18 protein-coding genes and 1 tRNA gene are annotated in these 17,346 nt (G+C 68.1%); 7 read left to right on the plus strand and 12 right to left on the minus strand.

What is annotated here, in order from left to right:
* Positions 1-5 precede the first annotated feature (5 nt).
* Positions 6-1,199 carry an NnrS family protein gene (locus ACFFII_RS07730; protein WP_377698312.1) on the plus strand — a complete coding sequence of 398 codons (1,194 nt, stop codon included), beginning with the start codon at positions 6-8 and terminating at the stop codon, positions 1,197-1,199.
* Here the strand turns inward: ACFFII_RS07730 and pqqE are convergent.
* The 7 genes from pqqE to rpsB form a co-directional block, all read right to left on the minus strand.
* Positions 1,196-2,326, minus strand: a complete 1,131-nt coding sequence (pqqE, locus tag ACFFII_RS07735; protein ID WP_377698313.1) for a pyrroloquinoline quinone biosynthesis protein PqqE — start codon at positions 2,324-2,326, stop codon at positions 1,196-1,198. The two genes, ACFFII_RS07730 and pqqE, sit on opposite strands and share 4 nt — an antisense overlap.
* Positions 2,323-2,595, minus strand: coding sequence for a pyrroloquinoline quinone biosynthesis peptide chaperone PqqD (gene pqqD, locus ACFFII_RS07740; protein WP_377698314.1), 273 nt, complete (start codon positions 2,593-2,595; stop codon positions 2,323-2,325). The genes pqqE and pqqD overlap by 4 nt, the downstream gene beginning before the upstream one ends.
* On the minus strand, positions 2,592-3,347 hold the full coding sequence (gene pqqC / locus ACFFII_RS07745; RefSeq protein ID WP_377698315.1) for a pyrroloquinoline-quinone synthase PqqC: 756 nt from the start codon (positions 3,345-3,347) through the stop codon (positions 2,592-2,594). Before pqqC ends, pqqD begins: the two co-directional genes overlap by 4 nt.
* On the minus strand, positions 3,344-4,225 hold the full coding sequence (gene pqqB / locus ACFFII_RS07750; protein ID WP_377698316.1) for a pyrroloquinoline quinone biosynthesis protein PqqB: 882 nt from the start codon (positions 4,223-4,225) through the stop codon (positions 3,344-3,346). The genes pqqC and pqqB overlap by 4 nt, the downstream gene beginning before the upstream one ends.
* Positions 4,226-4,237: 12 nt before the next feature.
* Positions 4,238-4,339: a pyrroloquinoline quinone precursor peptide PqqA gene (gene pqqA / locus ACFFII_RS07755; protein ID WP_090753227.1), complete on the minus strand. Its 102-nt coding sequence runs from the start codon at positions 4,337-4,339 to the stop codon at positions 4,238-4,240.
* Between the two features lie 165 nt (positions 4,340-4,504).
* Positions 4,505-5,392 carry a translation elongation factor Ts gene (tsf, locus tag ACFFII_RS07760; protein ID WP_377698317.1) on the minus strand — a complete coding sequence of 296 codons (888 nt, stop codon included), beginning with the start codon at positions 5,390-5,392 and terminating at the stop codon, positions 4,505-4,507.
* A 78-nt stretch (positions 5,393-5,470) separates the two neighbouring features.
* The gene (gene rpsB, locus ACFFII_RS07765) at positions 5,471-6,268 is read right to left on the minus strand and encodes a 30S ribosomal protein S2 (RefSeq protein WP_377698318.1); all 798 of its coding nucleotides are present in this window, start codon (positions 6,266-6,268) and stop codon (positions 5,471-5,473) included.
* Positions 6,269-6,476: 208 nt separating this feature from the next.
* On the opposite strand from rpsB, the gene ACFFII_RS07770 reads away from it, so the two are divergent.
* The 4 genes from ACFFII_RS07770 to ACFFII_RS07785 all read left to right on the plus strand — a co-directional run bounded on the left by ACFFII_RS07770 (position 6,477) and on the right by ACFFII_RS07785 (position 10,595).
* Positions 6,477-6,553 (plus strand) — tRNA-Arg (locus tag ACFFII_RS07770).
* 247 nt (positions 6,554-6,800) lie between these two features.
* On the plus strand, positions 6,801-7,937 hold the full coding sequence (locus ACFFII_RS07775; RefSeq protein WP_377698319.1) for a hypothetical protein: 1,137 nt from the start codon (positions 6,801-6,803) through the stop codon (positions 7,935-7,937).
* A 126-nt stretch (positions 7,938-8,063) separates the two neighbouring features.
* Entirely contained in the window at positions 8,064-9,884 is a 1,821-nt protein-coding gene (gene typA / locus ACFFII_RS07780) for a translational GTPase TypA (RefSeq protein ID WP_377698320.1), read from the plus strand.
* Positions 9,885-9,971: 87 nt separating this feature from the next.
* On the plus strand, positions 9,972-10,595 hold the full coding sequence (locus ACFFII_RS07785) for a WHG domain-containing protein (protein WP_377698321.1): 624 nt from the start codon (positions 9,972-9,974) through the stop codon (positions 10,593-10,595).
* Here ACFFII_RS07785 and purU read toward each other — a convergent pair.
* The 5 genes from purU to ACFFII_RS07810 form a co-directional block, all read right to left on the minus strand.
* Positions 10,571-11,455, minus strand: coding sequence for a formyltetrahydrofolate deformylase (gene purU, locus ACFFII_RS07790; RefSeq protein ID WP_377698322.1), 885 nt, complete (start codon positions 11,453-11,455; stop codon positions 10,571-10,573). The genes ACFFII_RS07785 and purU overlap by 25 nt on opposite strands.
* Before the next feature lie 13 nt (positions 11,456-11,468).
* A complete protein-coding gene (locus ACFFII_RS07795) occupies positions 11,469-11,792 on the minus strand; it encodes a 2Fe-2S iron-sulfur cluster-binding protein (RefSeq protein ID WP_090753208.1) in 324 nt (107 codons plus the stop codon).
* 100 nt (positions 11,793-11,892) lie between these two features.
* Complete coding sequence (locus tag ACFFII_RS07800) at positions 11,893-12,156, minus strand: acyl carrier protein (RefSeq protein ID WP_377698323.1); 264 nt, start codon at positions 12,154-12,156, stop codon at positions 11,893-11,895.
* Positions 12,157-12,168: 12 nt separating this feature from the next.
* The gene (lpxD, locus tag ACFFII_RS07805; protein ID WP_377698324.1) at positions 12,169-13,269 is read right to left on the minus strand and encodes a UDP-3-O-(3-hydroxymyristoyl)glucosamine N-acyltransferase; all 1,101 of its coding nucleotides are present in this window, start codon (positions 13,267-13,269) and stop codon (positions 12,169-12,171) included.
* Positions 13,270-13,294: 25 nt separating this feature from the next.
* Complete coding sequence (locus ACFFII_RS07810) at positions 13,295-14,896, minus strand: L,D-transpeptidase family protein (protein ID WP_377698325.1); 1,602 nt, start codon at positions 14,894-14,896, stop codon at positions 13,295-13,297.
* 299 nt (positions 14,897-15,195) lie between these two features.
* On the opposite strand from ACFFII_RS07810, the gene mepK reads away from it, so the two are divergent.
* Both mepK and ACFFII_RS07820 read left to right on the plus strand, forming a co-directional pair.
* Positions 15,196-15,753, plus strand: coding sequence for a peptidoglycan L,D-endopeptidase MepK (gene mepK, locus ACFFII_RS07815; RefSeq protein WP_377698326.1), 558 nt, complete (start codon positions 15,196-15,198; stop codon positions 15,751-15,753).
* A 160-nt stretch (positions 15,754-15,913) separates the two neighbouring features.
* Complete coding sequence (locus ACFFII_RS07820) at positions 15,914-17,341, plus strand: mannose-1-phosphate guanylyltransferase/mannose-6-phosphate isomerase (protein ID WP_377698327.1); 1,428 nt, start codon at positions 15,914-15,916, stop codon at positions 17,339-17,341.
* Positions 17,342-17,346: the final 5 nt, after the last annotated feature.

Here is a 17,346-nt window from a genome sequence, read left to right on the forward strand (position 1 = left end):
CGGCGATGGCAAGCGGACCCAGGCGTCCTTCGGGCGGCATCCCTCGCGGGCTGGCGCAGGGTGGGCCGGTGCTGTTGTCCTATGGCTTCCGGCCCTTTTTCCTGGGCGCGGGGCTATGGGCCGTCGCGGCGATGGCGCTGTGGATCTGGGCGCTGTCAGGCGGGCCGCAGCCGGGCGGAGCCTATGGCGCCGCGAACTGGCACATGCACGAGATGCTGTTCGGCTTCGCCTCGGCCGGGCTCGCGGGGTTCCTGATGACGGCGGTGCCGAACTGGACGGGGCGGATGCCGGTGTCGGGGGCGCCTCTGGCGGCACTGGCCGCGCTGTGGCTGGCCGGGCGGCTGATGCTGGCCGTTCCGCTGGGTGCATCATGGCTGGCGCTCGCTGTCGAGGCGCTGTTCCTGCCGGTCATGGCAGCGGTGTTCCTTACCGAGATCGTGGCAGGCCGGAAATGGCGCGACCTCAAGGTCGTGGGGCTTACGGCATTGATCGCCTTGGCCAACCTCGGCTTTCACGCGGCGGTCCTTGGCGGAGGGGACCCGAGGCTTGCCGCTCGCGCAGCCGTTGCCGGTTTCGTTGCGCTGATCCTGATCGTCGGCGGGCGGATCACACCCAGCTTCACCCGCAACTGGCTGGCGAAGAATCGGCGCAAGGCGCGGCCTGCCCCGACGGACCGACTGGATACAATGACGGTGGCGCTGTCCTCGGCGGTGCTGGGGCTTTGGGTGGTCCGGCCCGACAGCCTGGCGGTCGGCTTGGGTGGGCTTGCCGCGGCGGCGTTGAACCTGCTGCGGCTGGCGCGCTGGCAGGGCTGGCGCGTCACCGAGCCGATGGTGCTGGCGCTGCATGGGGGCTACCTGATGGTCGCCCTCGGCTTCGTGGCCATTGCCGCTGCCGCCTTGGGTGGGATGAGCCATGCCGCAGCCCTGCATGTTTTCGCCATCGGCGCCATCGGCGGCGAGATGCTGGCCGTGATGACCCGCGCCAGCCGCAGCCACACGGGCGCGGACACCGACGCAGACCCGCTCGCGATCCTCAGCTTTGTCGCCATCATGCACGCCGCTGTGGCGCGAGCGGCGGCGGATTTCGTAGCTTACGATACCCTTGTCATGGTGGCGGGGCTGTCATGGATCGCGGGTTTCGGGCTCTTCACCCTCGGCCATGCTCGTCTGCTGGCCGCCACTCGCCGGGTGCGCTAGCGCGGCATCCGGCGGTATTCGAAGGGTGGCGGCGCCACGCTGGTTTCCGCCGCGATCAGCGCATCCAGCGCCGCGCGGTGGGGCGAGCGGCGGCAGACCGGATCGGTCGCCCGTGCGTCCCCCGCGATCGCCATCGCCTGGCAGCGGCAGCCGCCATAGTCGGTGTCGCGCCGGTCGCAGGCCTGGCACAGCTCGGGCATCCAGTCGGTGCCACGGAAGGCGTTGAAGGCCGGGCCACCGTTCCAGATCTCGGCCAGCGGAGTCGTTACGACGTTCTGGAACTGGAGCCCCGGGATGATCTCGGCCGCGTGGCAGGGCAGCACCTTGCCGTCGGGGGCGATGTTCAGGCCGGTCGAGCCCCAGCCGTTCATGCAGGCCTTGGGAAAGTCCGCGAAGTAATCCGGCGGCACGAAGTCGATGGCGAGCCTGCCCGCATAATCCGCCCGCGCCTGCGCGACGGTGCGCTTGGCCTCCTCGACCTGCTCGCGCGTGGGCTGCAGCGCGGCGCGGTTCTTTAGCGCCCAGCCCTGGAACTGGACGCAGGCGATCTCGATCCGCCGGGCGCCAAGCTGGTGCGCCAGCGCAATGGTGGCGGCCAGATCGCCGAGGTTGTGGCGGTGCATCACCGCGTTGATCGTCAATGGAAAGCCGATCCGGGCGATTTCGGCGGCAACCAGCATCTTGCGGTCGAAGCCGCCCTTGTAGCCGCCGACATGATCCGCGATCCCGGCGTTCACCCCCTGGACCGACAGTTGCACGTGGTCGAGCCCCGCGGCGTCGAGTTCGTCTAGCCGCCGGCCCGTCAGCCCGATGCCCGAGGTGATGAGGTTCGTGTAAAGTCCTGCTTCGCGCGCCGCCGCAACGATCTGGACGAGATCGGGACGGGATGCGGGCTCTCCACCCGAGAGATGCAGTTGCAGCACGCCGAGGTCGGCGGCCTGTCTAAAGACCTCGGCCCATTGCCCGGTCGTCAGCTCGCCCTCGCGCCGCGTCAATTCCAGCGGGTTCGAGCAATAGGGGCAGGCCAGCGGGCAGCGGTGGGTCAGTTCGGCCAGCATCGCCAGAGGAGGCTCGGGCCGGGGCCTGACCGGCTGAACCGGGATGGGGGTGGGATGCACCACGGTCATGTCGCCTCCACCAGCCGGCGCGCGGCCATGTCGTCGAGGAACTCGATCACGTCGGCCTCGATCATCTCGACCGGCGCGGCATAGCGTTCCGCAAGGGCCGCGCTGATTGTGGCGATGTCGCGCGTCCCGTCAACCTCGGCCAGCACCGCCTGCCCCACTTGATCGAGGATCAGCGCGGTTTCCGGCCCCAGCAGCACCGGCACGCCCCGCACGCGGTCGTGGTGCAACCGCACCCCCCGGGGCAGGAAGGGGCGGTCAGCGGGTGTCATCCCCTGCCCTCCAGCAGGCCCTCGCCGGGTCGCCAGCCGCCCGGCGGGATGCGGCCCGGCGCCACATAGGCCGAATGCAGCGCATCGAGTTGAGCCCACAGAACGTCCGTCTTGAAGGTCAGCGCGGCGGCGGCCATGTCCTGCTGCTCGTCGGTGCGGGCGTTCTCCAGCACCCAGGCGAGCCCGAAGGCCACGTCCTTGGGCGCCTCGGACAGGCGGTGCTGGAAATAGCTTATCGTCTGCGGATTGGCGAAATCGTAATGCGCCAGCAGCCCGGCGATGCGCTGTTCGTGGATCGCGGGCGCGAAAAGCTCGGTCAGCGAGGAGGCCACGGCCGCCAGCAAGGGCTGTTCGCGCACATAGCGGACATAGGCATCCACGGCAAAGCGCGTGGCCGGCAGCACGCCGCGGGTCGAGGCCACGTAATCGGGATCAAGCCCCACTCCTTCCGCCAGCCGCAGCCACCGCCAGATGCCGCCCGGTTGGTCCGCGGTCCCGTCGTGATCCTCGATCCGGGACCGCCAGGCGCGGCGCAGGTCGGGGTCTTCCACGCGGCTCATGAAGGCCGCGTCCTTCATGGGGATTCGGGACTGGTAGTAATAGCGGTTGATGACCCAGGCGCGCACCTGATCGATGGTGCAGCCGCCGCCGTGCAGCAGCGCATGGAAGGGGTGCTTGTCATGATAGCGCTCGGCACCGATGCGGCGCAGGCGCGCCTCGAGGGCCGAGCGGTCGGGCGTGGCATCGTTCACAGGATGATCTCCATCCCGTCGCGGGCGAGTTCCCAGCCCGCCGCGTCCAGTTGGGCGCGTTCGGGCGATCCGGGCTGCAGCACGGGGTTGGTGTTGTTGATATGGACGAAGATGCGGCGAGTGCCGGTCAGGCCCGCCAGCCGCGCGATGCTGCCCTCGGGACCGGACATCGCCAGATGCCCCATGCGCGCCCCGGTCTTGGCGCCCGTCCCGCTGCGGGCCATGTCATCGTCGGCCCAGACCGTGCCGTCGAACATCAGCAGGTCGGCGCCCTTGAGCCGCGCCAGCAAGTCATCCGACACCCGGGCGCAGCCGGGGACATAAAAGACGCGGCGGCCCAGAGCTTCGAGCATCAGGCCCACCGTCTGCTCGCCCATCAGGGCGGTGTCGGGCTCGCCTTCCTCAAGGTACAGCGCCACCTTTCCGGGAACGGCGAAGGCGGTGACGCGCAGGCCCGGCAGAGGCTCGAAGGGCTCGTCCAGAGCGATCGGGGACCTGCGGACGTGATCGGGATTCAGCACGCGGAAGATGGGCTGGTCCAGGATCCCCAGCGTCGTGGGCGTCGCATGGATCGTGAAGGGCGTGCTTTCGCGCAGGCTCAGCAGCCCCGCGACATGATCGACGTCGCCGTTCGTCAGCACCACGGATTTCACCGGACTGCCGCGCAAGGCGGGCGGATGCAGGTCGCAGGCATCAAGCTGCGCGCGGATGTCGGGCGAGGCGTTCAGGATGACCGCCTGCCCGCCCGAACTGACGGCGACCGAGGACTGCGTCATCGGCGCGACGCGGCCCGCGCGCGCGTCATTGCAATTCGCACAGCCGCAATTCCATTGGGGCAGCCCCCCACCGGCGGCTGCCCCAAGTATCGTGAGCTTCATTCCGAAGGCGCGTCAGAGAACGTCGCGGGCGTCGCGATCATCCTCGGCCGGACCGTACATGTTGATTTCCATCCCGCACTTCACTTCGCGCGCCTTGGGTTTCGACCAGGTCATGCGTTGCTCCTCCTATGGCATGAGGCTGCAGGGTCGGGGCGGGTCCGCCCGTTGTCAATCGCCGTGAAAAAGCCTCAGCCTTTGGTCGCAGGGTCGTGCGGGGCAACCCGCCAATGAAAAAGGCCGGCCCTGAGGGACCGGCCTTTCTGTCATGTCGAGGGAAACTCAGGCGCCCTTGAGGGTCTTGGCAACCTCGGCGGCGAAGTCTTCCTCTTTCTTCTCGATGCCCTCGCCCACGGCGACGCGGGCGTAAGCGGTCACCTCGACGCCCGCGTCCTTCGCGGCCTGAGCCACGGTGACATCGGGGTTGATGACGAACTTCTGGCCCAGCAGGGTCACTTCCTCGAAGAACTTGGACATGCGGCCCACGATCATCTTCTCAATGACGGCTTCGGGCTTGCCCGACTCGCGCGCCTGCTCGGTCAGGACCGTCTTCTCGCGCTCGACCAGCGCCGGGTCCAGGTCAGCCTCGGACAGCGAGGCGGGCGAGGTCGCGGCGATGTGCATGGCGATCTGCTTGCCGATCTCCTGCGCCTTGGCGGCGTCACCCTTCAGGGCGACCAGGACGCCGATCTTGCCCATGTTCGGGGCGGCGGCGTTGTGGACGTAGGACACCACGTTCTCGCCCTCGACCGTGACCAGGCGGCGCAGGGTCATGTTCTCGCCGATCTTGGCGATGGCGTCGGTCAGGACCTCGCTGACGGGCTTGCCGTTCAGCTGGGCCGCGGCCAGCGCTTCGGTCGAGTCAGCCGTCAGGCCGACCTGCGCGATGTCGCGGACCATGCCCTGGAAGGCTTCGTTCTTGGCGACGAAGTCGGTTTCCGAGTTCACCTCGACGGCCACGCCCTTGCCACCCTCGACGGCGACGGCGACCAGGCCCTCGGCGGCGATGCGGCCGGATTTCTTGGCGGCCTTCGCCAGGCCCTTGGTGCGCAGCCAGTCAACGGCGGCTTCCATGTCGCCCGAGGTTTCCTCAAGCGCCTTCTTGGCGTCCATCATGCCCGCGCCGGTCGATTCGCGCAGCTCTTTCACCATCGCGGCCGAGATAGCCATGTGGTTGTCTCCCTTGTCTTGGAACAGGTCAGGCGGGGCATATCCCCGCCTGATGAAGGTCTGGTGATAGAAGGTCGATCAGGCGTCGGCGGCGGTCTGCTCGGCCGCGGGTTCGGCCGCGTCGATGCCGTCGAGTTCCTCGACCGGGGCGTCGGTCAGCGCGCCCAGGTCAACGCCGGCGGCGCCCATCTGCGCGGTCATGCCGTCCAGCGCGGCGCGGGCGACCAGGTCGCAATACAGCGCAATGGCGCGGGCCGCGTCGTCGTTGCCCGGGATCACGTGGTCGATGCCCTTGGGCGAGCAGTTGGTGTCCACGATGGCGACGACCGGGATGCCCAGCTTGTTGGCTTCCTGGACGGCCAGGTCTTCCTTGTTCACGTCGATGACGAACAGCAGGTCCGGCAGGCCGCCCATGTCGCGGATGCCGCCGAGGCTGGCCTGCAGCTTGGCCTGCTCGCGCTCCATCCCGAGACGCTCTTTCTTGGTCAGGCCCTCGGCGCCGGCCGCCATCGCCTCGTCGATCGCCTTGAGACGCTGGATCGACTGCGAAACGGTCTTCCAGTTGGTCAGCGTGCCGCCGAGCCAGCGGTGGTTCATGTAGAACTGCGCCGATTTCTCGGCCGCGTCGGCCACGGCGCGCTGCGCCTGGCGCTTGGTGCCGACGAACAGCACACGGCCGCCCTTGGCGACAGTGTCACGGATCACCTGCAGCGCGCGGTCCAGCAGCGGGACGGTCTGCGTCAGGTCCAGGATGTGGATGCCGTTGCGGTCGCCGTAGATGTATTCGGCCATCCGCGGGTTCCAGCGCTGGGTCTGGTGACCGTAGTGAACGCCAGCTTCCAAGAGCTGACGCATGGAGTATTCAGGAAGCGCCATGTCCATTCCTTTCCGGTTTGCGCCTGGGGCAAGGGATCTCAGGGGCAGCGCCCCCAACCGGTGGACCCGGACGGATTTCTCCCGTCCAAGGCCCGCCCTCGCCTGTGAAGTGCGCGCCAGATAGGGGCAAACGGCGGCAATTGCAAGCGCCCCCCGCCCTTCATCGGGGCTTGCGAGGGGAACAGCCTTGCACTAAACGGACCCCACTGCACCCGTAGCTCAGCTGGATAGAGTGCTGCCCTCCGAAGGCAGAGGTCACAGGTTCGAATCCTGTCGGGTGCGCCAGCTTCCCCCCGTGAATGACAGTTCGAAATCGCGACCGCTGGCGACATGCGCCGCGGTGCCGGTCCGCTTCCAAGGCCTTGAACCGCCTTTCCGATCCTTGCTGCCGGAACCCTGCGCCGCCTCGCGCGGTTGGCATGACGAAGCAAGCCTCTCTTGAGAAAAGGAAAGCCGTCATGAACTCGATCATCTATCTTGTCGGCCTGGTCGTCGTCGTCCTGTTCATCCTGTCGCTTCTGGGCCTGCGGTGATGGACCGGGACGAGCAGAGGATCCGCTCGGCGGCCGCGCCCGCCGCCGCCTCTGACAGATCCTATGTCGATTGGGGCGCGATCCTGGCGGGCACGGTGATCGCCGTGGCGCTGTCGGCCGTCTTCACGGCCTTCGGGGCGGCGGTCGGGCTTGGCTCGATCTCGGCGCAGCCCGGTGAAGGGCTGGGCTTCGGCTCTGTCATCCTGGCCGGGCTGTTCATCGTCGTGACGATGGTGCTGGCCTACATGGCGGGCGGCTACATCGCCGGGCGGATGCGGCGGCGCGTGGACGGCGCCTCGCCCGAGGAATCGGCCGCGCGCGACGGCATCCATGGCCTTGCCGTCTGGGGCGTTGGCACGATCATCGGCTCGATCATGCTGGCGAGCGTCGTGTCCGGCACGCTGAACGCCGCGGGCTCGGCCGCCTCCACCGCAGTCGAGGCCGCGGGCTCTGCCGTGGGCGGCGTTGCACAAGGTGCGGGCGCCGTCGCGGGCGGCGTGGTTCAGGGTGCGGGCCAGCTGGTCGGTGGCGCCGCGCAGGCGCTTGGCGGTGCGGCCGCCGGGGCGGGCGCGGCGGGCGCCGCCGGAAGCGAGGGCGGCGGGGACCTGCTGGCCGGCCTGCCGAATCCCGTCGACTATGTCACCCACAACCTGCTGCGCAGCCAGGCTGCCGCGCCCGACCAGTTCTCGAACGAGAACATCCGGAGCGAGATCGGCAACATCCTGGCCAATGTCATCCGCACGGGCGAGATCACCGACCAGGACCGCGCCTATCTGGAAACCGCCATCGCCGCGCGCACCAACCTGAGCCAGCCCGAGGTCACCGCACGAATCGACCAGGCCGTGACATCGGTCCAGCAGCTGCGCTCGGACGCCGAGCGTGCGGTGGAGGAGGCACGCGCCGAGGCGCAGCGCCTGCGCGACGAGGCGGCCGCCCAAGCCGAGCAACTGAAGCAGCAGGCCATCGAGGCGGCCGAAACCGCGCGCCGTGCTGGCGTCCTGTCGGCCTTTGCGCTGGCGGCCTCGGCCCTGATCGCGGCGGCCGCGGCCTTCATCGGCGCGCAGAAGGGCGGCCGCGCCCGCGACGAGGGCCGCATCTGGGGCGGGCTCACCCACAGGCCCCTGCGGCCCCGCTGAGGGACCGCCGCATGACCGGACGGGCCGCCCTTGTGCGGCCCGTTGCCATTTTTTCCCGGTTTTGCGGGTGGCGCTTGGGGGCTGGCTGGGTTAGTCCGCGCCGAAATCGAACACAGGCCTTCCGACATGGACATCCGCAACATCGCCATCATCGCCCACGTCGATCACGGCAAGACGACGCTGGTGGACCAGCTTCTCCGCCAGTCCGGCAGCTTCCGCGAGAACCAGGCCGTCGCCGAGCGGGTCATGGATTCGAACGACATCGAGCGGGAGCGCGGCATCACCATTCTCGCCAAGGCGACCTCGGTCGAATGGAAGGGCACGCGCATCAACATCGTGGACACGCCCGGCCACGCCGATTTCGGCGGCGAGGTCGAACGCATCCTGTCCATGGTGGACGGCGTCTGCCTGCTGGTGGACGCGGCCGAAGGGCCGATGCCGCAGACGAAATTCGTGACCTCGAAGGCTCTGGCGCTGGGGCTGCGTCCCATCGTCGTGCTGAACAAGGTGGACAAGCCCGCTGCCGAGCCCGACCAGACGCTGAACGAGGTCTTCGACCTTTTCGCCAACCTCGGCGCCTCGGACGAGCAGCTGGACTTCCCCCATGTCTATGCCTCGGGCGTGAACGGCTGGGCGGACGAGACGATGGAGGGCCCGAAGACGGACATGAGCGCCCTCTTCGACCTGATCCTGCGCCACGTCCCGGCCCCTGCGCAGATTGCCCGCAAGGACGAGCCCTTCCAGATGCTGGCCGTGACCCTTGGCGCCGACCCCTTCCTGGGCCGCCTGCTGACGGGCCGGGTCGAGGCGGGCACCGCGCGCGCGGGCGACACGCTGAAGGCCTTGTCGCGCGAGGGCGACCGGATCGAGCAGTTCCGTGTCTCGAAGATCCTGGCCTTCCGCGGCCTGACCCAGACCGCCATCGACGAGGCCGTCGCCGGCGACATCGTGACCCTTGCCGGCATGGCCAAGGCGACCGTCGCCGATACGCTGGCCGCACCCGAGGTTGATGCGCCCTTGCAGGCCAAGCCCATCGACCCGCCGACGATCAGCGTGACCTTTGGCATCAACGACTCGCCGCTGGCGGGCCGGGACGGCAACAAGGTCCAGTCCCGCGTCATCCGCGAGCGGCTGATGCGCGAAGCGGAAACCAACGTCGCCATCCGCGTCGAGGACACACCCGGCGGCGAGGCCTTCGTCGTCTCGGGCCGGGGCGAGTTGCAGATGGGCGTCCTGATCGAGAACATGCGCCGCGAGGGCTTCGAGCTGTCGATCAGCCGCCCCCGCGTGATCTTCCGCGAGGAGGACGGCCAGCGGCTGGAACCCATCGAGGAAGTCATCATCGACGTGGACGACGACTACACCGGCGTTGTGATCGAGAAGCTGACCGGCGACCGCAAGGGCGACCTGGTCGAGATGCGCCCTGCCGGCCACGGCAAGACCCGGATCGTCGCCCATGTGCCCTCTCGCGGCCTGATCGGCTATCAGGGCGAGTTCATGACCGACACGCGGGGCAACGGCGTGCTGAACCGCATCTTCCACGACTGGGCGCCCTACAAGGGCCCGATCCAAGGCCGCCGCCAGGGCGTGCTGATCTCGATGGAGGACGGCGTGTCCGTCGCCTACGCGCTGTGGAACCTGGAAGAGCGCGGCAAGCTGTTCATCGGCGCGCAGGAACAGGTCTACCAAGGCATGATCATCGGCGAGCACTCGCGCGACAACGACTTGGAAGTGAACCCGCTCAAGGGCAAGAAGCTGACCAACGTGCGCGCCTCGGGCACGGACGAGGCGGTGCGGCTGACGCCCCCCGTGCGGATGAGCCTGGAAGAGGCCATCGCCTATATCGACGACGACGAGCTGGTCGAGGTGACGCCCAAGATCGTGCGCCTGCGCAAGCGCTATCTGGACCCGCACGAACGCAAGCGGCAAGCTCGCGCAGACAGCTGAGTCGCCGGGTGCGTTTTCGGGAACGAAAACGCACCCCGATTCTTCTGATAGATATGAGCGGGTGACGAGATGCCGGCCAGAATGGCGATGGATCTTCTTATGCGCGCGGCTGTGCGCAGGGTGATCGCGGCCGAGCCGCCATGCTGCGAGCCTGAAAGCCTCGCGGCAGAAACGGGCGTGGACCCGGAACTCGCACGCACACTTCTGCCCTCGACCGAGGCGGTGCTGAAGGCAATCGCGGAAAGCGCATTGCGGCGGCAGCTCGATCACATCACCCGCAAGCTGGGCGCCGTTTCAAGCGAAACCCCGGCCGAGCAGCTGATCGCACTGGGGCGGGCCTTTGTCGGCTGGGCGGCCGAGAACAAGGACGACTTCCGCCTGCTGAATTCTCCGCTGCTGAACCGCGTGATCGCCGAGGACGAGATCCGGTGCTATCATCAGGCGCTGCAGCAACTGACCATCTCGATGCTTGGCCGTGCCCGCGATCAGGGGCAGTTGCGCAATGACATCGATCCGATGCTGTTGTCCCTGGTGGCGCGCGCCTTCACCTACGGGCTGGCGCGGCTCTGCGTGGACGACCAGTTGGGCTTCTGGCTGCCGAACCAGGACGATCTCGACGAGAACGCCCGGCTGAACACGGCCTTGGAGACGATGGCCGATATCCTCCTGGTCGGCTGGAACCCGGATCAGCCCATCCGTTCCGAGGCATAGCCGCCCGGACTTGCCGGGAACACGACCGTCCGGTTCCCGTTCAGGAACACGCGGTGATTGATATGCGCGTGGATGGCGCGGGACAGCACCTGCGCCTCGACATCGCGGCCTAGGCTCACGTAGTCCTCGGGGCTTTGGGCGTGGGTGACCCGGATCGTGTCCTGTTCGATGATCGGGCCTTCGTCGAGGTCGGGCGTGACGTAATGCGCCGTCGCCCCGATCAGCTTGACGCCCCGGTCATAGGCCTGCCGATAGGGGTTCGCGCCCTTGAACGAGGGCAGGAACGAATGGTGGATGTTGATGACCCGGCCTTCCATCCGCGCGCAGACGGCTTCGGACAGGACCTGCATGTAGCGGGCCAGCACCACAAGCTCGGTCCCGGTCTCGTCGATCAGCGACATCAGCCGCGCCTCGGCCTCGGGCTTGGACTGCGGCGTGACGCGAATGTGGTGGAAGGGGATGTCGTGGTTCACCACCAGCTTCTGGTAGGTGAGGTGGTTCGAGACGACACCCGCGATGTCGATCGGCAGCGCGCCGATGCGCCAGCGGTAGAGAATGTCGTTCAGGCAATGGCCGAAGCCCGACACCATCAGCAGCACGCGCATCCGGTGCGCGGCCTCGTGGATCGCCCAGTCCATGTCGAAGGGACCGGCGATGGCGGGAAAGGCCTCGCGCAGTTGCGCGGTGGTGGCGCCGGTCTCGCTGCGAAAGCTTACGCGCATGAAGAAGCGGCCGTTCGCCTGATCGTCGAACTGCGCCGAGTCGGTGATGTTGCAGCCGTTCTCGGCCAGGAAGCCCGCGACGGCGGCCACGATCCCGCGACGCGAGACGCAGGTGACGGTCAGGACGAAATCGGTCAACGCCTGCCCCGGATCAGATCTGCTTCTCGGGCATCTGGACGACCAGTCCGTCCAGTTCGGGCGTGACCTTGATCTGACAGGTCAGGCGCGAACGCTCGGCGTCGGGCTGCCAGGCGAAGTCGAGCATGTCGGCTTCCATCGGGTCCTTGGGCGGCAGCTTTTCGACCCATTCAGGCGCGACATAGACATGGCAGGTCGAGCAGGCGCAGGCGCCGCCGCAGTCGGCCTCGATGCCCGGAATGCCGTTGTCGCGGGCGCCTTCCATGACGGTCATGCCCGGACGGACATCCACCTCGTGCCGGGTGCCGTTCCATTCGATATAGGTGATCCTGGCCATCAGCGCTGTCCTTTGTCTGCCGCGATGGGGATAGGCGATGCGCCCGCGGATGAAAAGATCCGAGCTTGCCTGTCACCCGCGCATGGCGCCCGCTGAAGGCTCAGGCCTTCTCGGCCACGAGCTTTTCCACCGCGGCGATGATCGCGCCCACGGACGAGATGTCGAAATCCGATTGCTCGGGCTCGTTGGCGTTGAAGGGGATCGAGATGCCGAAGGCTTCCTCGATGGCGAGAACCGCCTCCACGAGGGCGAGGCTGTCGATGCCCAGATCGGCCCGCGTGGATCCAAGGGTGATCTGACCGGGGTCCAGCATCGCCTGTTCAGCCACGATGGCGATGACGCGGTCCCTGACGCTTTGGCTCATGGGATCGTCCCTTCAGTCCTTCTGCATCAGGCGGGCCACGGTTTTCTGCAGTTCCGCGAATTGCGCGGCCAGACGCGGCAGGCGGCGGATCGCCTTGTTGATCTCGACCTGCGTTTCCATCTTCACGGCAGGCGAGCCGAGGATCACGCGGCCCCCCGGCACGTTGGTGAAGATCTTGCTGGCACCGCCCGCGATCACATCATCGCCGATGAAGATATTGTCGCTGACCCCGCATTGCCCGGCCAGCACCACCCGGTCGCCGATGCGGACCGAGCCCGCGACTCCCACCAGCCCGCACAGCAGGCAGTCGCGCCCGACCTGCACGTTGTGGCCGATCTGGACCAGGTTGTCGATCTTGGTGCCCGAGCCGATTGACGTCGCCCGGATCGTGCCGCGGTCGATGGTGGCGTTGGCGCCCACCTCGACATCGTCGCCCAGGCGCACGCCGCCAAGCGAGTGGATGCGGACCCAGTGCTGCTCGCGGAGGTCGCCGCGATGGCCCAGGGTGTGGCGGATCTCCTCGATGCCCGAGACTTCGGGCGTGACGAAGGAAAAGCCGTCGCCGCCGATCACCGCGCCGGGCTGCAGGATCAGCCGCGCGCCGGCGGTCACGCCATGGGCGATGCGGGCGCCCGCGTGGATCAGCGCGTCCTCGCCCAGCACGCTGTCCGCGCCGATGCTGACATGGGCGGCGATGCGGGCCCGCGCCCCGATACGGACGCGGGGGCCGATCACCACGAAGGGGCCGATCGCCACGTCCTCGCCGATTTCGGCCGAGGGGTCGATCACGGCGGCCGGATGGATGCCGGGGACGATCTCGGGGCCTGGGTCCAGCGCGCGGGTCAGTCCCGCCATGGCCAGCCGCGGACGCGCGACGATCACGGCACCGGACAGGCGCAGCGCCTCGGGGTCCATTCCTTCGGCGATCAGGGCCGCCGCGCCGGGCGCAAGCGCCGCCGCATATTGGGGCGCCATCGCCATGGCGATCACCGCGCTGCCACCTGACGCGGCACCCGCCTGCGCGGGTTCGGCCGCGCCCGTGATCCTCAGCGCGCCATCTCCCCACAGTTGCGCGTCCAGCGCGCGGGCCAGTTCCGCCAGGGTTATCGCCATGGATGCCCTCCTTGCAGGAACGGTCCTACCGGTTCGAGGCGAGTGTTTCCACCCCGCCCGCCTTCTGCAGCGCGGCCCAGACCAGATCGTCCCGGTTGTAGACATCGGGGAAACGCCGGATCGTGCCGTCCTCGTCCGCGATGGTGGTGAAATAGACCAAGTGCACCGGCAGGGGTTCGGTCTTCAGGAACCGCTCGCGGCCGGACTTTCGCGCGCCGGCGTAGGTCGCAGCAGGGTCGGCGGCGGCACCTTCCAGCAGCACATGGGCCAGGTCCACCGGCTTCTGCACCCGGATGCAGCCGTTGGAAAAGGCACGGGTGCGTTCCCCGAACAGCCCCTTCGAGGGCGTGTCGTGCAGGTAGATGTTCATAGGGTTCGGAAAGATGAACTTCACTTCGCCCAGGGCATTGTCATCGCTTGGCTTCTGCCGCAGGCGATAAGGAAAGTTCTTTGCGGTATAACGGGAAAAGTCGATACCGTCGCGGGCCACCACCCTGCCCCGGCTGTCCACCACGTCGAGATGCGACACCGCATGGCGGTTCTTCTGCAGGCGGGGCAGGTAGTCGCGGATCGCCATGGACCGCGGGACGTTCCAGCTCGGGTTGACGACGACGTTCTGCAGCACGTCCGAGAACTCGGGCGTGCGCCAGTCCTCCTTGTCCTTGCCGATCACGGCGCGGCTTTCGAAGATCGTGCGGCCACCCTCCATCACGCGCACGTTGAATTCGGGCAGGTTCACCCAGAGCATGCGGGCGTTCATGTCGTGGCCGTTCAGCCAGCGCATCCGCTCCAGCGCGATCAGCAGGTCGCGGGGGGCCGCGCCGGGGCCGCCGTTCAGGCGCTGGACGGTGCGGGGACCCGCGATCCCGTCCGGACCGAGCCCCACGCGGGCCTGGTAGGCGGCGACCTGACGGGCAAGGGGCTCGTCGAACAGGTCAGGCTCGCCGCTCTCGGCGGCAAAGCCCATCGCGGCCAGACGGGCGCGCAGGAGGGCCACGGCCTCGTCGCGCATCCCTTCGCGCCAGACACCCTCGGGCACCAAGGGCACATCGGCGCCGACCACCGGGCCGATGCGCGCGGCAAGGGCCTGCTGCAAGGCGAGATACCCGCCGTTCCGGGGCGGCACCTCGGCCAGCATGGCGGCGGGATCAGAGGCAGCAACGAAGCGCGCCAGAAGCTCCTCGGTCGGGACGCGGATCACGTCCCGCCTGTTTTCCGGGTCAATGCGGCGGGGGTTCAGGATGCCGCCGCCCACGTCATGGGTCCATCTGGCAAAGGCCTTGGCAAAGGCGACCTCGGCCTGGGCGTCCGTCCGGCCCTCCAGCCCCTGCAACTGCTCGACGCCATAGATCGCGGGCAGGCCGTGGGCCGGGGCCTGCGCCGCCGCCTCGATCAGCGCGATGCGGCGAGGCGCGGCCTCCGGGGCGGTGAAGACGGGCGCAAGCGCCGTCGAGCCGTACCAGGCAGCCAACCCCGGCTGGCGGGCGACGCCGCGAGCCAGTTCCCATTGCTCGGGGGTGAAGTCGAGCCGCGGCGCAGGCGCGGCGGCCTGCGCCGCCCAAGGCAGCGTGGCGGACAGCAGAATTGCGCGGACGAGGCGCGACAGGATGGACTTGGACGACAGCAACTGACTCGACCCCGCAGGCTTGTGCTTCTTCCTTATGGGGTCTTGCCGCCGGCCTGAACCCCGTCGAGTGCAGCATTTCTGCCGAACCCGTTGCGCCCAAGCGACACCCTGCCCCTTGCTCTTCGGACCCATTCTAGGGCCTCGGCGAGTTTTCGCCTATACTGGCGCCAAATCGCCGCCCTCTGGAACTCACAGTTCCGCAACCGGCCGGAGAGTGACATATTCTTAAGCAATCCGGGGCAAACCCGGACAAGCCAGAAGCTGGCATAGACAAACGCGTAGGACAGGCGGATCTGAACATGACCTTCGAATTCTCGCGACGCGGCATTCTCGGCGTGTTCGCAGCGACGACCGTCGCGGCGGCTCCTGTGATGGCCAATGCCTTTGGTGTGGTTCGCGGAGCAGGCAACTATCGCCGCATCCGCATGTATTCGGGCCGGACCGGCGAAAGCATCGATACCGTCTACTGGGTCGATGGGAAATATGTCCGGGACGCCCTGAACGAAATCAACATCTTCATGCGCGACTGGCGCACGGGCCAGGTCATCGGCATCGACCCGCGCATGGTCGACATCGCCGCCGCCAGCCACCGGCTGCTGCAGACCAACGAGCCCTACATGATGCTGTCGGGCTATCGCTCGCCCAAGACCAACGCCATGCTGCGCTCGCGCAGCGGCGGCGTGGCCCGCAACTCGCTGCACATGACCGGCAAGGCCGCCGACCTGCGGCTGAAGTCGCGGTCCGTGAACCAGATGTACAAGGCGGCCAGCGCCTGCCGTGCGGGCGGCGTCGGCAAGTATTCCTCGTCGAACTTCGTGCACATGGATTGCGGTCCCCTGCGCACCTGGGGCGGCTGAACCTTCCAGTTCCAAGCCTGCGCCAAGCCCGCCGTCGTGCGGGCTTTCGCATGTCCGGCGTCCCGCCGATGCGGCCTTGGCCTTTCCCTATGGGACAGGCTTAGGTTGCGCGGACCGACACCCGGGCGAATCGCCCGCCCTGCCAAGGACCGAGCTGCCCATGACCCGCGTGATTCCCGTCCTTCTGTCCGGTGGCTCGGGAACGCGGCTCTGGCCCGTGTCGCGCAAGTCCTTTCCCAAGCAGTTCGCGCCCTTGGTGGGCGAGCAGTCGCTGTTCCAGGCCTCGGCTCGCCGCCTGTCGGGGCCGCGCTATGCCGAACCGCTGGTGCTGACCAACGCGGATTTCCGCTTCATCGTGACCGAGCAGCTGGCCGAGATCGGAATCAACCCCGCCGCCATCCTGATCGAGCCTGCGGGCCGCAACACCGCGCCCGCGATCCTGGCCGCCGCTCTGCATCTTGCGGAAAGCGACCCGGACGCGCTGCTGCTGGTCGCGCCCTCGGACCACGTCGTTCCCGATGCGGAAGCGTTCGGCCGCGCCGTGGGCCAGGGCCTGCCGCTTGCACGCGAGGGGCGGATCGTCACCTTCGGGATCGAGCCCGACCGCCCCGAAACCGGCTACGGCTATCTGGAACTGCATGGCGACCCGCGTGACGGCCCTGCCCCCTTGCGCCGCTTCGTGGAAAAGCCCGACGCGGACACCGCCCGCGCAATGCTGGCCGAGGGCCGCTTCCTGTGGAACGCGGGCATCTTCCTGTTCACCGCCCGCACCATGATCGAGGCCTTCCGCGCCCATGCGCCCGAGTTCCTCGAGCCCGTCCAAGCCGCCCTTGCGCAGGCAAGGCAGGACCTCGGCTTCCTTCGGCTTGCCCCCGAGCCATGGAACGGGCTGCCCGACCTGTCCATCGACTATGCGGTGATGGAAAAGGCCGAGAACCTGTCCGTTGTCCGTTTCGCCGAGCATTGGTCCGACTTGGGCGGCTGGGACGCCGTCTGGCGCGAGGCGCAGGTGGACGCGCCAGCCTGGCGCGGGGTGATCGCGGACGAACGCTCGACCGCCATCGACTGCGACAATGTCCTGCTGCGCTCGGATGACGAGGACATGCAGATCGTAGGGATCGGGCTCAAGGACATGATGGTCGTGGCCACCGGCGATGCCGTCCTGGTCGCCGGCATGGACCGCGCTCAGGACGTGCGGCAGGTGGTTTCCGCGCTGAAGGCCAAGGGCGCGCGTCAGGCCGAGCGGTTCCTGCGCGACCACCGCCCCTGGGGCTGGTTCGAGACGCTGGTCATGGGCGAGCGCTTCCAGGTCAAGCGCATCGTGGTCCACCCCGGCGCCTCGCTGTCATTGCAAAGCCACGTCCACCGGTCGGAACACTGGATCGTGGTCAGCGGCACCGCCAAGGTGACGGTGGACGACAAGGTCTCGCTGGTGACGGAAAACCAGTCGATCTACGTCCCCTTGGGCGCCGTGCACCGGATGGAGAACCCCGGCAAGGTGCCGATGGTCCTGATCGAGGTCCAGACCGGCGTCTATCTGGGCGAGGACGACATCATCCGCTACGAGGATGCCTACGCCCGCACCTGAGCGAC

The organism is Paracoccus niistensis, assembly GCF_042432925.1.
Taxonomy (GTDB): domain Bacteria; phylum Pseudomonadota; class Alphaproteobacteria; order Rhodobacterales; family Rhodobacteraceae; genus Paracoccus; species Paracoccus niistensis.

Bases quoted from the DNA above. Each gene is read 5' to 3' on its own strand.
- ACFFII_RS07730 (WP_377698312.1), top strand. From the start codon at position 6: ATGGCAAGCGGACCCAGGCGTCCTTCGGGCGGCATCCCTCGCGGGCTG.
- pqqA (WP_090753227.1), bottom strand. From the start codon at position 4,339: ATGACCTGGTCGAAACCCAAGGCGCGCGAAGTGAAGTGCGGGATGGAA.
- lpxD (WP_377698324.1), bottom strand. From the start codon at position 13,269: ATGGCGATAACCCTGGCGGAACTGGCCCGCGCGCTGGACGCGCAACTG.
- ACFFII_RS07785 (WP_377698321.1), top strand. From the start codon at position 9,972: ATGGATCTTCTTATGCGCGCGGCTGTGCGCAGGGTGATCGCGGCCGAG.
- pqqE (WP_377698313.1), bottom strand. From the start codon at position 2,326: ATGACCGTGGTGCATCCCACCCCCATCCCGGTTCAGCCGGTCAGGCCC.
- ACFFII_RS07775 (WP_377698319.1), top strand. From the start codon at position 6,801: ATGGACCGGGACGAGCAGAGGATCCGCTCGGCGGCCGCGCCCGCCGCC.
- pqqD (WP_377698314.1), bottom strand. From the start codon at position 2,595: ATGACACCCGCTGACCGCCCCTTCCTGCCCCGGGGGGTGCGGTTGCAC.
- pqqB (WP_377698316.1), bottom strand. From the start codon at position 4,225: ATGAAGCTCACGATACTTGGGGCAGCCGCCGGTGGGGGGCTGCCCCAA.
- mepK (WP_377698326.1), top strand. From the start codon at position 15,196: ATGACCTTCGAATTCTCGCGACGCGGCATTCTCGGCGTGTTCGCAGCG.
- typA (WP_377698320.1), top strand. From the start codon at position 8,064: ATGGACATCCGCAACATCGCCATCATCGCCCACGTCGATCACGGCAAG.
- ACFFII_RS07820 (WP_377698327.1), top strand. From the start codon at position 15,914: ATGACCCGCGTGATTCCCGTCCTTCTGTCCGGTGGCTCGGGAACGCGG.
- tsf (WP_377698317.1), bottom strand. From the start codon at position 5,392: ATGGCTATCTCGGCCGCGATGGTGAAAGAGCTGCGCGAATCGACCGGC.
- ACFFII_RS07795 (WP_090753208.1), bottom strand. From the start codon at position 11,792: ATGGCCAGGATCACCTATATCGAATGGAACGGCACCCGGCACGAGGTG.
- rpsB (WP_377698318.1), bottom strand. From the start codon at position 6,268: ATGGCGCTTCCTGAATACTCCATGCGTCAGCTCTTGGAAGCTGGCGTT.
- ACFFII_RS07800 (WP_377698323.1), bottom strand. From the start codon at position 12,156: ATGAGCCAAAGCGTCAGGGACCGCGTCATCGCCATCGTGGCTGAACAG.